Consider the following 17,094-nt stretch of genomic DNA (forward strand, 5'->3'; position numbering starts at 1 on the left):
ATTTCAGCAGACGCAATCGATACTGATAATCATTATCAACTATAACCTTACTGAGAATTATTTTCAATAGGGATTTGTAAGATTTTCGTCATACTCATTCAATGAGCGTTGTATAAAAGGACAATCATTGGCATGAAATAAAAGAAATATTATGTACTGGAAAAAATTAAATAATTTTAAAGTCTATATGTTTAGGTCTTTTAAACCAAAAATAAAAATTATGTGAAAAGGGTTTGATTATAAAATTGAGAACCGTTATCATTTAGAACGAAAGGTGATAACGATAATCATTATCAATTACTTCGATTTCTTTTGAGAGATCAGAATCATTGAAAGGTTGGGTGGAATGAAAGATAAAGAATTTGAAGGGAAAAATGTACTGATTACAGGGGCTGGAGGAGGGATCGGCAAGACGATCGCTCTTAAATTTGCAGAACAAGGCGCAGCTGTAATTGGAGCGGATATTAATAGAGAGAATCTAGATCAATTAAATCAATTATTTGAAAAAAATAATTATAAAGGAAAAATGACTCTTTTAAATGTATCCGACAGCCAGCAAGTAAATACACGTATTGAAGAAATTGAATATAGTGTAGGACCTTTAGATGTACTCGTAAACGTTGCCGGCATCTTAAAACCAGGTCTCATTGAGAATTTTACTGATGACGAGTGGAATGCAACCTTTTCTGTCAATACAACAGGGGTTTTTAATGTTTCAAGAGCTGTGGCCAAGTCTATGATCGATCGAAGAAAAGGATCCATCATTACAGTTGGATCGAATGCTTCTTGCACACCTCGAACGTCAATGGCTGCGTACGCAGCTTCGAAGGCAGCCGCCGCAATGCTGACAAAATGTCTGGGGCTTGAACTTTCTCAGTACAATATTCGCTGCAATATCGTTTCGCCTGGGTCCACTGACACCGATATGCTGAAGCAATTGTGGAAAGATGAAAATGGTGCATCGGATTCCATTAATGGAGTCCTTGAAGATTATCGAGTAGGCATACCGCTTAGAAAATTAGCGAAACCGTCAGAAGTAGCTGAAGCCGTGATGTTTTTAGCTTCGGAACGGTCTTGGCATATCACAATGCAAAATCTCACAGTAGACGGTGGCGCCACTTTAGGAGTTTAAAAAACTTTTATAACAATGAGGAGGAAGGAAGTATGTCACAATCCAGTGTTTCCGAACATACAAAGGAATCACTTGTTCACCGATACGAAGCAGGTGATTTTTTATTATCTACTCCGCAGCAGACCATGCTGGGAAAAGGAATGCTATTTAAAGTTACTCCAATTGAAAAGTCATATTCAAAGCTTCAAGATATGGTGGGATCCATTGAAAACGCCTTGATCGAAGCAGAAGAAAAAGGGATAGATCATCCAGTCGTTGCAGGGGCTATTCCGTTTGATACATTGAAAAGTCCGCATTTATTTGTTCCAGAACACGTGGAAATTTCCACTACCCAGGCTGAAAAGCTAAACATGGGTGGTCATGTGAATCAAACGGAAGATGCGTCCTTCGATATGCACTCTTCCCCTGAACCGACTGTGTACAAAAAAGCGGTAAATAAAGGGATTGAATACATAAAAAACGGAGAGCTCAGCAAAATTGTCCTCTCCCGTTCCTTAACTTTAACTTCGCCCCGCCCTCTTAATGTTCAAGACCTGGTATTTAAGCTAAGTGAGCACAATCCTAAAGGGTACACGTTTGCAGTCGACCTGCCGGTTAATGAGAAAGATCGATCTTTACAGAAGCGCCGGACTTTCATCGGTGCAAGTCCAGAGCTCCTGGTAGCTAAATCAGGAAACGTGGTAACAGCGAATCCACTGGCAGGATCTCGGCCGCGAAGCAGCGATCCAGTTCAAGATAAAAAAAATGCAGAGGAATTATTAACTTCTCAAAAAGATTTGCATGAACATGCTGTAGTCATTGATCAGGTGGCCCAAACGTTGAAGCCTTATTGTTCAAAATTTAATGTTCCAGATCATCCATCTGTCATATCCACAGAAACGATGTGGCATCTTTCTACAGAAATTGAAGGGGAATTAACGAATCCTCATATTAGTGCAATTGAGCTGGCAGGAGCGCTTCATCCCACCCCAGCCATTTGTGGTGAACCTGCCGGGAGAGCTAAAGAAAAAATCAAAGAAATCGAGCCGTTTGATCGTGGATTCTTTACTGGAATGACCGGGTGGTGTGATTCCTCTGGGAATGGTGAATGGATTGTCTCCATTCGCTGTGCTGAAGTATTTGATAAATCGATCCGATTATTTGCTGGGGCAGGTGTCGTCGCGGGCTCTAAAGCAGACGAGGAATTAGCAGAAACCTCAGCAAAATTTAAGACGATGCTGAATGCGATAGGAATTCATCAACTCTAATGAGGAACAGGAGGAATAAAAGATGTTGAGTGACTGCCCATTATGGCCGGAAGAATTAGCTGAGCATTACCGCGAAATAGGCTGCTGGAGAGGCGAAACCTTTGGCTCTATGCTTCGGCAAAAAGCTGAACTCTATGGAAACAAGACTGCTATTACTAATGGAAAAAGAAAAATTACCTATGCAGAACTTGACATGCAGTCAAACCAGCTGGCAGCAGGATTCTCAAAACTAGGAATTCAAAAGGATAACCGAGTGGTCGTACAGCTGCCTAATGATGTCGAGTTTTTCCAAGTCATCTTCGCTCTATTTAAGATAGGAGCTTTGCCGGTTTTTGCTCTTCCTTCTCATCGCAGCAGTGAAGTGGAATATTTTTGTGAATTCACAGAAGCTCAAGTTTATATCATTCCAGACTCCTTTGATGGATATGATTATCGAAAGCTGGCAAGGAAGATGAAAGATCGAGGGTTTAAGAATCTTCCTGTCATTGTAGCTGGCGACCCAGAGGAGTTTATAAGCCTGTCACAGTTATTTCATGAGCCCTTTGAAAAGGAGTTTGAGGTTTCTTCCCATGATATTGCTTTCTTACAACTTTCAGGAGGAAGCACAGGAAAGCCGAAGCTCATCCCAAGAACTCATGATGATTATATTTATAGTCTGAAAAAAAGTAATGAAGTTTGCTTAATGAATGAAGAAAGTGTGTATTTAGCTGTACTTCCCGTTGCTCACAATTTCCCTCTAAGTTCACCCGGTGTTCTAGGAACCCTTTACGCTGGCGGGAGAATCGTGCTTTCTTCGGGATCAAGTCCTGATGAAGCTTTTCCATTAATAGAACAAGAAAGAGTCACGATTACAGCTGTAGTTCCCCCGATCGCAATGATCTGGATGCAGGCAGTTAAATCTCGTAATTGGGATTTGTCTAGTTTGAAAGTGATGCAGGTAGGCGGAGCGAAATTCAGCTCGGAAAGCGCCAAAAACGTAAAGCCGGCGTTTGGCTGTGTGCTCCAGCAGGTCTTTGGAATGGCGGAAGGATTAGTGAATTACACACGTTTAGACGATCCGGAAGATGTAATTGTGCATACTCAAGGACGTCCGATGTCCCCTTATGACGAAATAAAAATTGTAGATGAAGAAGACCAGGAAGTGGAGAGGGGCGAAGTAGGCGAGCTCTTGACGAGAGGTCCGTATACAATACGTGGGTATTACAAGACGAAAGCACATAATGCCAAAGCGTTTACTTCTGACGGTTATTATCGAACCGGCGACCTCGTCAAACTTGATCATTCAGGAAATATCATTGTCGAAGGCAGAGACAAAGATCAAATTAACCGAGGTGGAGAAAAAATTGCAGCAGAAGAAATCGAAAACCACCTCTTAGCACATCCAGAAATCCTTGATGCAGCTGTTGTGGCCATGCCGGACGAATATTTAGGGGAAAGGGCATGTGCATATATTATCCGTTTAGATAAAGGCAAGCCTTCCCCAGTAGAGCTCAGAGAATTTTTAAATAAGCGGGAAATAGCTGCGTATAAAATCCCTGACCGCTTTGAATTTGTGAGTGAATTTCCGAAGACAGCGTTAGGAAAAGTAAGTAAAAAGTCTTTACGCGAAAAAATAGCCATTCAATTAAAAAATAAAAAGTATAAATTTCTATCATTAGAAAGGAAGTGATTAGATGGGTCTGCCATCTATTCCATCATATTCCATGCCAACGGCTTCAGATTTACCGGAAAACAAGGTTTCCTGGAAAGCTGATCCTAAAAGGTCAGTCCTGCTCATTCATGACATGCAGAAATATTTTCTTGGTGCTTTTAACCAGCATGAATCCCCTGTTAAAGAACTTATTGCCAATATAAGAAGGATCAGAGATGTTTGTAAAGCTAAAGGAATTCCCGTTGTTTACACAGCGCAGCCTGGGAACCAAAAATCTGAGGATCGTGCATTGCTGCAGGATTTCTGGGGAGAGGGGCTTTCTGAAGATCCTTCTGAAACTTCGATTGTGGATGAACTCGCACCAGATAAAGAGGATACAGTATTAACGAAATGGCGCTATAGTGCTTTTAAAAGGACAAACTTAAAAGAAATGATGGAATCCCAGCAGCGTGATCAACTTATGATCTGTGGGGTTTATGCTCATATAGGCTGTTTGCTTACTGCAGCTGAAGCTTTTATGGACGACATCCAAGCCTTTTTTATTGCAGATGCGATCGCGGATTTTTCTAGAAAAGACCACGAAACAGCTGTAAATTATGCTGCTTCAAGATGTGGATTTGCTGCTGCTTCAACAACTGTTTTGGAACAGCTTCAATCGAATGGTGAAGTCCCTATCAGTAAAAAGCACGACGATCGTCTTTCTTATAAAGAAGTAAAAGAACAAGTAGCAGAAATTCTTGAGACAAATCCTGAAAAAATAGATGATGAGGCAAATTTAATCAGTATGGGCCTGGATTCGATCCGGATGATGAGTCTTGTAGAAGAATGGAGAGAGATGGGAGCCGATGTTGATTTTATGAAACTTGCAGAAACCCCCACTTTAGTCCATTGGTGGAGTCTTTTATCAGCATCTGAAGTTCCTAGTTAAAGCAAACCAGCATTCGTTTAAGGAGGCACTCTTTAATGACCGTCACAACACTGAAGAAAAACCCGTTGACAGGGGCTCAGGCAGGGATCTGGTATGCTCAGCAGCTGGATCCTGCCAATCCTATCTATAATACAGGGGAATATGTGGAAATCGATGGCCCCCTTAACCTGACATTGTTTGAAACAGCTTTGAAGGAAGCCGTTAAAGAAGCAGATAGTTTACATGTTAGGTTTGAAGAGAATAATCATGGACCGGTTCAATATATACAGGATGGCAGGGACTTTTCTCTTCCACTTAAAGATTTTTCGGATAAAAAAGAACCGTTCAGTGAAGCCGTTGCCTGGATGAAAGAGGATTTAGCTCAAGTCATAGACCTAAATAAAGATCCGTTGTTTAGGGAAGTCGTCTTCAAAGTAGGAGAAGAAAAGTATGTATGGTATCAAAAAATTCACCATATTGCTGCAGATGGATATGGTTTCTCATTAATTACGCAAAGAACTGCAGCGATCTATTCAGCCCTAGTAGAAGGGAACTCTTACCAGCAAGGAAAGCTCGATCCCTTACAATATGTGGTCGATGAAGACACGACTTACCGTACTTCGGACCAGTTTTTAAAAGATAAGGAACATTGGCTGGAAAAATTTAAGGACCAGCCTGAAGTGAGGAGTTTATCGGAAACCTTTAAGCGAATTTCAAGCACGTCGTTTCAACATACCGAATACTTAGAAAATGAAACATTAGAAAAACTAAAGCACAAAGCCCGGCTTTTAAAGGGAAGCTGGTATGAAGCTATATTAGCTGCGATGGCGGTTTATGTGCACCGATTAACAGCAGCCGAGGATGTTGTTCTTAGTTTTCCGATGATGGGTCGATTCGGTTCCAACTCTCTTAAAGTTCCCGCAATGGTCATGAACTTACTTCCACTCCGAATTAAAGTGTCATCAGAAATGACTTTTTATCAAGTGTTCAATGAAGTTCAACACGAAATAAACCGAATCAGAGACCATCAAAATTATCGTCATGAAGATCTGCGCAGGAATCTGAAATTAGTAGGAGAGAGCCAGAGGCTGTTTGGCCCACAAGTAAATATTATGCCTTTTGAGTATGAGGTGAATTTCGGAGGTATCCGTGGAACTACTCATAAGCTTGCAACTGGACCTGTAGAAGACTTATCCATGAATATTTATGACCAGAGAGATGGAAAAGGATTAAGGTTTGATTTGGATGGAAACGGAGAGATCTATTCCCAAGGAGAAATAACTGCACATCTTCAAAGATTTTTACATGTGATCACCCAGATTTCAGAATTCGAAGAGCTGGACCCGTTAAGTAAATTGGAAGTAAGTCTGCCAGACGAAAAAGCAAAAGTATTAACAACTTGGAACTCTACTAAAAAAACCATTACAGAAAGACCAATTACTGATTTATTTGCCGATCAAGCAGCTCAAACGCCTGATAAAGCAGCACTGGAAATGGAAAACAATGTGCTGACGTATAAGGAACTGGCCGGTAGAGTCAATCAGCTTGCTTGTTTCCTGTCTGACAAGGGACTTCGTCCTGGGGAATTTGCAGCCATTGCACTGCCGCGTTCACCTGAAATGATGGTTGCACTGCTTGCAGTATTAAAGACAGGTGCTGCTTATTTACCCATTGATCCTGATTACCCCGAGGAAAGAATCCGTTATATGCTGGAAGATGCGGATCCTTTATGCATTTTGACGTCCGAAGAAGTCAAAGATCGTCTGCCTGTCTCCCGAAAGTCAATGTATGTAATAGATGATGGTGAAGAGTATAGGCGGACCACTTCCAGTTCAGGCAATTGTATAGAAACAGGATTTCCGTTATCGAATCCTGCTTACATGATTTATACTTCAGGATCAACTGGAAAACCAAAAGGGGTAGTTGTAACGATGCGAGGGCTGGTAAACTTTCTTCAATCGATGAAGGAACAGGTCGGTTTTCATCAAAACGATCGGTTGTTAGCAGTTACTACGATTGCCTTTGATATTTCTTGTCTCGAACTTTTCCTTCCCCTCCTTAACGGTGCTGTTTGTGTTTTGGCAGATCGGGCAACTGTAAAAGATCCATTCAGGCTTTTGGACATGATCCAGTCCAAAAATATTACCATCATGCAGGCTACTCCCTCTCACTGGCAGGCTTTAATAGCAGAGCAGCCATCAGGACTGCAGGGATTAAGGGTTCTCACGGGGGGAGAAGCTCTGCCTGCCCATCTAAAGGATGAGCTGCTTAAAGTAAACTGTGAAGTGACGAATTTATATGGGCCGACTGAAACAACCATTTGGTCTACTGCGTCCCATGTTACTGCAGACAGCAGAACTGCGCCATCCATTGGTGTACCTATTTGGAATACGCAGGTTTACGTATTGGATGAGGCTCTTCAACCATTGCCTCCAGGGTTTGCAGGGGATTTATATATCGCAGGAAGCGGCCTGGCACTAGGGTATTTTCATAAGCCTGGATTAACAGCTGAGCGATTTATAGCTGATCCATATGGTCCGGAAGGTTCAAGAATGTACCGGACAGGGGATATTGCCCGCTTTAACGCTGAAGGGGAACTTGAATATCTCAGGAGAGCGGATGATCAAGTTAAAATTCGTGGGTTTCGAATAGAACTAGGTGAAATAGAAACGGTGTTAAACGACCATGAAGGCATATCACGCGCCGCTGTTCTCGTTCGCGAAGATCATCAGGGGAATAAGCGACTTGCTGCCTATCTTATAACCAAACCTGGATTCATCTTAGATTATTCCGACATGCATCACTATGCTGCAGCCAGCCTGCCGGAATATATGATTCCATCTGCGTTTTTATTTCTGAACGAATTCCCAACGACTCCCAATGGAAAATTGGACCGTAAATCATTACCAGTGCCTGAAAGCGAAGTCCGTCCAAACATACGTGAACCGAGATCACCGCAGGAAGAACTTGTCTGCGAACTTTTTGCCCAAGTGCTGGGGATCACTAAAATTGGATTGGAAGACAGCTTTTTTGAATTAGGAGGTCACTCGCTCCTAGCGGCTCGGTTAATGAACAGGATAAGGGATGTATTTGAGGTGGAGATTGGAATTGCAACACTATTTGAACACCCAACTCCATATGCGTTGTCTCGTAAACTTGCTTATGGGCAAAAAGCAAAACCACCTGTGAGAAAGGTTGAGCATAAATCAGAGATTCCATTATCCTCTGCCCAACGCCGCTTATGGTTTCTGGATCGTCTTGAAGGACCAAGTCCGACCTATAACATTCCTCTTGCGGTAGAGATCTCCGGGGAGTTAGATCTGGATGTACTGCAGAACTCTTTAAATGATGTTGTAGCCAGGCACGAATCCCTTAGAACTATTTTTCCGGAAGCGAATGGAGCAGCTGTACAGGAAATACTAGCCCTTGAAGAGGCAGTGCCGGAAATTGTATTTCATTCCATCGGAGAGAACGACCTAAAAGAAATGCTGGCTTCATCCGTAAGCTATTGTTTCGAGCTGGATGATGAACCTCCGTTTCGGGTGGAACTCTTTAAAATAGAAGAAAGTAAGTATGTATTGTTGCTGCTGATGCATCATATTGCAGCGGATGGGTGGTCTTTAACTCCTTTAACTGAGGATCTTATGAATGCTTACAATGCCCGGCTGTACGGGAAAGAACCCCGCTTTAATGAACTTCCTGTCCAGTATTCGGACTACGCGATTTGGCAGCATGAACTCACTGCAGAAGAATCAGATGCGGATAGTCTTGCAGCCAGACAATTGGATTATTGGAAAAAGGCTTTAGAGAACCTTCCTGAAGAACTTGATTTACTTAAGGATTTCCCAAGGAAAGCCGAGTCCAGTTTTCAGGGAGAAACATTTACGTTTCCGATTGACGCAGCGCTGCACGGAAAGCTGCATACTTTAGCCAAAGATCATGGAGCAAGTTTATTTATGGTTCTACAGTCCGGACTGTCTGCCCTTTTAACAAGACTAGGGGCCGGGGAAGATATTCCACTTGGCAGTCCGGTAGCAGGTCGTACTGACGATGCGGTAGAAAACAACATTGGCTTGTTCGTTAATACGTTAGTGTTAAGGACAGACACTTCCGAAAATCCAACTTTTCAAGATCTGCTTCGCCGCGTTCGTAAAACAGATTTGAAAGCTTATGAGCACCAGGACCTTCCATTTGAAAGACTGGTAGAGGTGTTAAACCCGGCAAGATCCCGCTCTAAGCATCCGTTATTTCAAATTATGCTGGCTTTACAGAATACTCCAGAACCTGAGCTTTCGCTGGAGGGAACGGAAACCAGTATTGAATTAAAGAACACTGGAGCGGCCAAGTTTGATTTGACCTTTGAATTTAGAGAAAAAGTCTCCTCGACAGGAAAACCTGATGGAATAGAGGGATTTGTTGAATTCAGTACGGATCTTTTTAAACGTCGTACGATAGAAAAGATAACAGAGCGCTTTCTGATCCTGTTAGAATCGGCCGTAAATGACCCCCATAAGACGATAGGGGAATTAAACATTCTTGAAGAAAAAGAGCATCATCTGCTCTTAGATGAGTGGAGTAAAAGTACAATTGAATTTTCTGAACTTACGATTCCAGCAAAATTTGAACAGCAAGTAGAATTAACACCACATGCAACGGCTGTAGTATTTGGTGAAAGAAAGCTAAGCTATGCAGAACTGAACGCAAAAGCAAATCAAATTGCCCACGCTTTATTGAAGAAGGAAATAGGTCCGGAACAATTTGTAGCTTTAGCTCTTCCTCGTTCCATTGAAATGGTAGCAGGTTTACTAGGAATCCTTAAATCAGGGGCAGGATATGTTCCTCTTGATCCTCATTATCCAAGCGAGCGGATAGCTTTTATGCTGAATGATGCGAACCCGGCATGTATCTTAACGAACGAGACGATTTCAGAAGTTCTTCCTGAAACGGATAAACCTAGGATTAAACTCGATAATGAAGAGCATCTACCTTCCCATTTGCTCACTTCGAATCCAGTAAATCTTAGGCCTGTATCTCCACAGAATCCGGCGTATATTATTTATACTTCCGGGTCGACCGGTGTTCCAAAAGGTGTGGTGATTCCTCATCAAAATGTTATTCGACTCTTTAGTGCAACGGAAGAGTGGTTTTCGTTTGATTCAAACGATGTTTGGACGCTGTTTCACTCTTATGCCTTTGATTTTTCCGTCTGGGAAATGTGGGGACCGCTGCTTCATGGGGGCGTTTAGTTGTAGTTTCACATGAGACTAGCAGGTCTCCAAGAGAGTTTCTGAAATTACTGGTACAGGAGCAGGTCACCGTTCTAAATCAGACCCCGTCCGCTTTTTACCAATTCATTCAGGCAGACCGTGAGAACCACGAGCTTGGTAAGAGGCTCTCTTTAAGATACGTCATTTTTGGAGGGGAAGCATTAGATTTAAAGAGACTTGAGGAGTGGTATAAGCATCATCCACAAAATGCTCCACGGCTCATTAACATGTATGGGATTACTGAAACAACAGTCCATGTCAGCTATTTGGAACTGGATCAGTCTCTGGTGGCTGAAAATGCAAACAGCTTGATAGGCGTTGGAATTCCAGATCTTTCTGTGTACGTACTGGATGATTTTCTGAATCCTGTTCCCCCGGTGTTGTCGGAGAGATGTATGTAGCTGGAGGGGGCTGGCTCGCGGTTATTTGGGTAGACCTGATATTACAGCTGACAGATTTGTAGCTGATCCTTTCGGAAAATCTGGTAATCGGATGTACAGAACAGGTGATTTAGCACGGTGGCGGGAAGATGGGACTCTTGATTACATCGGCCGGGCTGATCATCAAATTAAGATTAGGGGATTCCGGATCGAGTTAGGAGAAATTGAAGGAGTCCTTACAAGTCATGAAAACGTAAAACATGCGGCTGTCATGGTTAGGGAAGATCAAAAGGACGACCAGCGGCTGGTGGCTTACGTCGTATTGCATCAGGAAGATCGCACCGAGGTGAAAGATTTACGCAGGTTTATGGCGGAGAGGCTTCCTTCTTATATGCTGCCGGGTTCCATGCAGACGATTGATCACATGCCTTTAACCGAGAATGGAAAGCTCAATAAGCAAGCATTGCCTGCTCCTGATTTTGCTGTGAACTTAACAGACAGGGGGCCAAGAACGCCAAAAGAAGAAGTGCTTTGTGATTTATTTATGGATATTCTCAACCTGCGCCATGTTGGGATTGATGATGGATTTTTTGACCTTGGGGCCATTCCCTGCTTGCCGTAAGGTTGATGACGAAGATCCGGGAATCCTTTGGCAAAGAATTGAGTATTGGAAGTCTATTCGATGCGCCGACCGTTGCTGGTCTTGCTGAAAGGCTGGAAAGTGGAGGGAACCCATCTGCCCTTGATGTACTCCTTCCTATCAGGGAAAACGGCAAAGAAGCGCCGCTGTTTTGTGTGCACCCCGCCGGTGGTTTGAGTTGGTGCTATGCAGGACTCATGAAGGAACTCGGTAGAGATTATCCGATCTATGGTCTACAGGCACGGGGATATCTGAACAAGAAAAGATGCCGCAATCCATTGATGATATGGCTGCAGATTACATCAAACAAATGAAGAAAATACAGCCGGCCGGTCCTTACTACCTCCTTGGCTGGTCCTTAGGAGGAAATGTCATTCACGCGATGGCCACGCAATTGCAAAGCCAAAGCGAAGAAATTGGTTTAGTGGCTATGCTTGATGCTTATCCGAGTCACTATCTTCCCATTAAGAGTGCTCCAGATGATGAAGAAGCTCTCATCGCACTACTGGCACTCGGAGGCTATGATCCAGATAGTTTAGGAGACAAAAAACTGGATATGGAAAATGCTGTAGAAATTCTTCGAAGTGATGGCAGTGCATTGGCGAGTCTGGATGATGAAACCATTTATAATCTCAAAGAAACCTATGCCAACTCCGTTCGCATATTAAGTGAATATAAACCAAAGGCGTTTGCAGGAAATGTATTATTTTTCCGGTCAACCATTATCCCTGAATGGTTTGAACCGATTGAAACAGAAACATGGACTCCTTATATCACTGGGACTCTGCAACAGTATGATATTGACTGCCGTCATAAAGATATGTGCCAGCCTGGACCGCTTAAAAAAATTGGAAGCATCCTTGCTGAGCAATTGAAGCAAATTCAATAGAAGGAAGGAGTGAAGGGGATGAGTAACCCTTTTGAAAATGAAGCATCAGACTACCTGGTATTGATCAATGAGGAAGGCCAGTATTCGCTCTGGCCAGCCTTTATTGACGTACCATCCGGATGGGAAATCGTTTATGGAAAGGAATCGCGGGATAAATGTCTCCATTTTATTTCAACAAATTGGAAAGATATGATTCCTGCTCGTTTGAAGCGTGTTGAAGTAACAACGCCAGGGAAATAACATGAAATTACTGTCCAATCAAAAAGCTGTGGTTGGTTTTATCTATGTGATTGCTATGTTTATGTCAGCATTAGATGCAACCATTATCAATGTTGCACTGCCTACTATTGCTGCAGATCTTCGTGTTGCGCCTTCACAAGCTGGTTCTGTGAATATCGGTTACTTGATCAGCCTTGCCATGTTTCTCCCTGCTGTGGGATGGCTTGGAGACCGATTTGGAACGAAACGGGTGTTTTTAGGGGCTTTAAGTATATTTACACTGGCTTCTATTTTGTGCGGTTTTTCAGATTCTTTGATCATATTAACTATTTTTCGTGTTGTCCAAGGAATTGGCGCTGGATTGTTAACACCGACAGGGATGGCTATTCTATTTCGGACCTTTTCTCATGAGGAGCGTCCAAAAGTATCACGGATGCTGGTCGTTCCTATTGCACTGGCCCCCGCCTTAGGCCCCGTTATCGGAGGAGTATTTGTCGACCAGCTTTCCTGGCGCTGGGTATTCTTTATCAATATTCCTTTTGGCACACTTGCTCTATTAATAGGCAGCCTTTTCCTTCACGAACAAGTCAAATCAATAGCAAAAACATTTGATATAAAAGGTTTTTTCCTATCTATTTCAGGATTTGGCCTGTTTGTATATGCCCTTGTTCAAGGACCTGCCCTTGGCTGGTATTCCCCCCTTGTTTTGGTTACAGGAGCTTTTGGGCTTATCCTGTTGGTCACACTTGGAATAGTAGAATCACGTATCGACCAGCCGATTCTAGAGTTGAGATTATTGAAAGAACCGTCTTTTCGCTATATGAGTATGATTGCTTTATTCACTGCTGCAGCATTACTAGGGATGCTTTATGTCTTTCCTCTTATGTATCAAAATGCTTTAGATAAATCGGCTTTAGATACAGGTCTTACTTCCTTCCCGGAAGCCATTGGACTGATGGCAGCTTCACAGCTAATGCCTTGGACGATGAAGAGATTAGGCACGCGTAAATTACTGCTCGTATCTTTAACAGCTTCCTTTTTCACGTTTCTTTTACTAACGATTGCTGTATCATCCGATCCTTGGTTAGTGAGGATGTTAATGTTCAGCGTAGGATTTTGTTTAGGACATGCAGTTGGAGCCTCACAAATAACAGCCTTTGCTAACATAACACCATCACAAATGAGTAGAGCCACGACCTTGTTTCAAGTGCAGAATCGTTTAGGATCAGTTCTTGGGGTAGCGATTCTTTCGAGTGTACTAAGTATGAATAAGAGTGTGAATGTCAGCTTCCATAGTTACCAATGGGCGATGGGAGGAGCATCCTTATTTTTACTTCTTTCTTTTGTTACCGCTATGAAATATAAAGAAGAAAAAGCTGAACGCAAGCAGTCGGCTGCAGAAAACGTCCAAGCTGCTAAATAAAAGGAATGGATGGTGAAAGAAAAATTGATGAAAGTACTCCTTTGCCCCCTCCCTGAGCGGAGAAGTAAAAATGAACTACATGAACTTCTGCGGTTTGTTGACGAGGACAAAAGGAGAAACGTTCAAAGGTTGTTTCGTCTAGAGGATGCTTACCGCAGCCTGATTGGTGAATTAATCGTAAGGATGGAGTGTCGGCACGTCCAAAGTTTAAGTAATCAACACGTGGGTGTACAGAGAAATGAATTTGGAAAACCCTATATTCGCGGATGTCCTGCTTTTCATTTTAACATTTCGCATTCGGGGAATTGGATTGCAGCTGTGGTAGATGATCACCCGGCAGGGATCGATATTGAAAAAATTCTTCCTTTGGATCGTGAGTTTATGGCCCGTGTATTAACGAAAACAGAAGGTCAGCAACAATGCGGAAGTAGACGACCTTTGGAGTACTTTTATGAAGTCTGGACAGCGAAAGAAAGCTATCTGAAAGCGACTGGGAAGGGATTGTACGTCCCGATGGAATCGATTACTATTGAAAGGCTTTCTATAGATACCTACCAGGTAAATGATCTAACTAACGGAAAGAAGAGCTTTGGAAAGCTGTGTCAAATAGACAAACAACATAAATTGGCTGTCACTTCAATTGATCATCAATTTAATCTTCAGATCAACAGGCTGTCTTTTCCTGAACTAATCGCCCAATTTCAAAAACAAGACGAATTTACGACCTAATATAGAATGAAGCGGAGAGATTTTTAATGTTTATACAAATGAGAAGAAGTGTAGTTACGGAAGGAAATTCAGAAGATGTGGTCGAGCGGTTTACAAGGAAAGGAGTGATCGAAGAACAGGAGGGGTTTATTGACCTATCTGTCATGGTGAAAAAAGCAAACAGAGGAAATGAAGAAGTCATTATCATGATTCGCTGGGAATCAGAAGCTTACTGGCAACAGTGGGAGAGGAGCGAAGCTCATCTGGCGGGACACCGAGCCAGTCGTGGACAGCCAAAACCAGAGTACATCGTAAGCTCTGAATCCGCTTTATACCATGTCAAAGCCGTGAAAACAAAATCAATCGAAAAAGAAAGGAGATGAAGGCAGTGCCAGCAGAAAGGAATCCAAAAGATGAACTCGTTAACATCAATCATGAGCTTGCCTTCCTATTAAGAAAAAGAAGTGAACTGCTGGATGCTCAATCCGCTGAAGAGTGTAAGAGAAGAATGAAAGAAGCTGCGTCGATTTTTGATGGAGACACCTATGACGCTTTACAAGCTCTTTTGAAAGATATAGAGAAAATGCAGAGCAATACAATTAAAACTCATTCGCTTTTATATTCGAGAAAAAGCCAGCGGAAACAGACGGTGGTGGATGTCAATGGGAACCTCATAGGTGACGGGAACTGCCATTTTATTATGGGCCCATGTTCCGTTGAAAGTGTGGAACAAGTCAATCAAACTGCCTCTGAAATGAAAAAAAGAGGTCTGCAATTATTGAGGGGAGGAGCATTTAAGCCTCGGACTTCTCCTTATGATTTTCAGGGTTTGGGGATGGAGGGGTTAAGATCGCTCTCCAAAACTGCCCGTGATCACCAAATGGCTGTCGTTACAGAAATTATGAGTCCCTCTCAGCTGGAGGAAGCTTATGACTTATTGGACGTCATCCAAATTGGAGCAAGAAACATGCAGAATTTTGAGCTTCTTAAAGCTGTGGGACGGACGGGTAAACCTGTATTGCTGAAACGAGGGCTTGCAGCCACTATAAAAGAATTTATGTTGGCAGCTGAATATATACTGCGGGAAGGGAATAACCACGTTATTCTATGTGAACGGGGCATTCGTACATTTGGTACGGAAACAAGAAATACTCTCGATATTTCATCCGTTCCAATTCTAAAGCAGGAAACACATCTTCCTGTAATCGTAGACGTCGCACACTCTACAGGACGAAAGGATCTATTTATCCCTGCTGCGAAAGCGGCCGTTGCGATCGGAGCTGATGGGGTTATGGCTGAAGTACATCCAAATCCGGTATCTGCTCTTTCGGACGCTGGGCAGCAAATGAATCATCAAGAGTTCCACGATTTCATGGATGCCATGGAACATTTCTTAACCCCAAAAACCTTAGCGGCTATCCACCAATAAAGAATCATTTTTTCTAAGCATGAGTGACGTTCACTCATGCTTTCTTTATGTTACGATATCAAGGAAAACAGATTTGGAAATCAGAAGTTAATGAATTTTGTGGCATAAGGATAGGGTGAATAATGAAAACAGCTGCCATTGCTGGCAGCTTCTGTTTTCATTATTCGTATTCTTTTTCCATCGGCTGATTACTTCTTACGGTATCCATCGGCCGGACTTGTTTTTCGATTTGGGTGCGCTTGGGTTCTAATTGCGGGGGCAGAGAAAGTTTTTCGCCAAGTGTTTCGTATGGTTCATCTCCCATAAATCCAGGACCGTCAGTGGCAAATTCGAAAAGGATTTGAGGAGCAACACTGACATAAAGGGATTCAAAATAATGCCGGTTCACGTAACCAGAAGTTCGAAATCCGAATTTAGGGATACGGTCAATCCAAGCGTCCAGCGCTTTTCTGTCTGCCACACGAAATGCTGCATGGTGAACGGTTCCGTAGCCTTGTTTAGCAGGTGAAAGCTCGTTGTTATGCTCAACCATCACTTGCGCTCCGTTTCCGCCTTCCCCAACTTCAAATAAGGCAAGGTTTTCTTGTTCAGCCACTTTTCTGAACAGCAGTACTTTTTCAAGCATTTCATGAAAGTACTGGCTGTTTTCCACTCTGATTCTCAATGGTCCGAGACCGGTGATGGCATGTTCAAATGGAATCGGGCCGTTTTTCCATGGCGTTCCTGCAGGCACACCTTTATTATTTTCATCGGAGACGAGCTCATAAGCTTGGTCATCAAAATCAGAAAAAGGCAGGATTTTTTTGCCGAATCTTTCCACAATTCCGTTGTTTTTTACGTCAAGCCGATTCATTCTTTTCAACCAGTAATCCAGGGCTGAATCATTGGGAACCCGGAAACTTGTCGTTGCGATTTCGTTTGTCCCGTGACGGCCTTTTGGTATACCGGGAAAATCAAAAAAAGTCATGTCCGTCCCCGGACTGCCTTTGTCATCCGCGAAAAACAGATGATACGTTTGAATATCGTCCTGGTTTACGGTCTTTTTAATAAGCCGCATTCCTAAGACATACGTGAAAAATTCATAGTTTTTTTCTGCACTGCTCGTAATGGCAGTTACGTGGTGAAGACCTTTGATTTCGTTCAATTGCCGTTCCCCCTTTTTGGGCAGTATACAAGCTCATACTTTCACTATACTACTATCC

The 17,094-nt window shown here is 42.7% G+C and carries 10 protein-coding genes and 1 pseudogene; 10 read left to right on the forward strand and 1 reads right to left on the reverse strand.

From position 1 onward, the window contains the following. The first annotated feature begins 346 nt into the window (after positions 1-346). The 10 genes and pseudogenes from MUN89_RS11420 to MUN89_RS11480 all read left to right on the forward strand — a co-directional run bounded on the left by MUN89_RS11420 (position 347) and on the right by MUN89_RS11480 (position 15,892). Positions 347-1,132, forward strand: coding sequence for a 2,3-dihydro-2,3-dihydroxybenzoate dehydrogenase (locus MUN89_RS11420; protein ID WP_244707823.1), 786 nt, complete (start codon positions 347-349; stop codon positions 1,130-1,132). 32 nt (positions 1,133-1,164) lie between these two features. Next, positions 1,165-2,379: an isochorismate synthase DhbC gene (gene dhbC / locus MUN89_RS11425; RefSeq protein WP_244707825.1), complete on the forward strand. Its 1,215-nt coding sequence runs from the start codon at positions 1,165-1,167 to the stop codon at positions 2,377-2,379. Between the two features lie 22 nt (positions 2,380-2,401). Continuing rightward, a complete protein-coding gene (locus MUN89_RS11430; protein ID WP_244707827.1) occupies positions 2,402-4,048 on the forward strand; it encodes a (2,3-dihydroxybenzoyl)adenylate synthase in 1,647 nt (548 codons plus the stop codon). Positions 4,049-4,052: 4 nt separating this feature from the next. Further along, a complete protein-coding gene (locus tag MUN89_RS11435; protein ID WP_244707828.1) occupies positions 4,053-4,958 on the forward strand; it encodes an isochorismatase in 906 nt (301 codons plus the stop codon). Between the two features lie 35 nt (positions 4,959-4,993). Next, a pseudogene (locus MUN89_RS11440) lies at positions 4,994-12,113 on the forward strand (amino acid adenylation domain-containing protein). 18 nt (positions 12,114-12,131) lie between these two features. Next, positions 12,132-12,353, forward strand: a complete 222-nt coding sequence (locus MUN89_RS11460; RefSeq protein WP_244707834.1) for an MbtH family protein — start codon at positions 12,132-12,134, stop codon at positions 12,351-12,353. 1 nt (position 12,354) lies between these two features. Beyond that, positions 12,355-13,755, forward strand: coding sequence for a DHA2 family efflux MFS transporter permease subunit (locus MUN89_RS11465; RefSeq protein WP_244707836.1), 1,401 nt, complete (start codon positions 12,355-12,357; stop codon positions 13,753-13,755). Positions 13,756-13,764: 9 nt separating this feature from the next. Next, entirely contained in the window at positions 13,765-14,484 is a 720-nt protein-coding gene (locus MUN89_RS11470; protein WP_244707838.1) for a 4'-phosphopantetheinyl transferase family protein, read from the forward strand. Between the two features lie 26 nt (positions 14,485-14,510). Then, a complete protein-coding gene (locus MUN89_RS11475; protein ID WP_244707840.1) occupies positions 14,511-14,846 on the forward strand; it encodes an antibiotic biosynthesis monooxygenase in 336 nt (111 codons plus the stop codon). Then, on the forward strand, positions 14,843-15,892 hold the full coding sequence (locus tag MUN89_RS11480; RefSeq protein ID WP_396265983.1) for a bifunctional 3-deoxy-7-phosphoheptulonate synthase/chorismate mutase: 1,050 nt from the start codon (positions 14,843-14,845) through the stop codon (positions 15,890-15,892). The genes MUN89_RS11475 and MUN89_RS11480 overlap by 4 nt, the downstream gene beginning before the upstream one ends. A gap of 160 nt (positions 15,893-16,052) precedes the next feature. On the opposite strand, the gene MUN89_RS11485 is transcribed toward MUN89_RS11480, so the two are convergent. Then, positions 16,053-17,036 carry a ring-cleaving dioxygenase gene (locus MUN89_RS11485; protein WP_244707843.1) on the reverse strand — a complete coding sequence of 328 codons (984 nt, stop codon included), beginning with the start codon at positions 17,034-17,036 and terminating at the stop codon, positions 16,053-16,055. Between the last annotated feature and the right edge of the window lie 58 nt (positions 17,037-17,094).

Origin of the sequence: Halobacillus salinarum (genome assembly GCF_022919095.1) — a bacterium.
Lineage (GTDB): Bacteria > Bacillota > Bacilli > Bacillales > Halobacillaceae > Halobacillus_B > Halobacillus_B salinarum.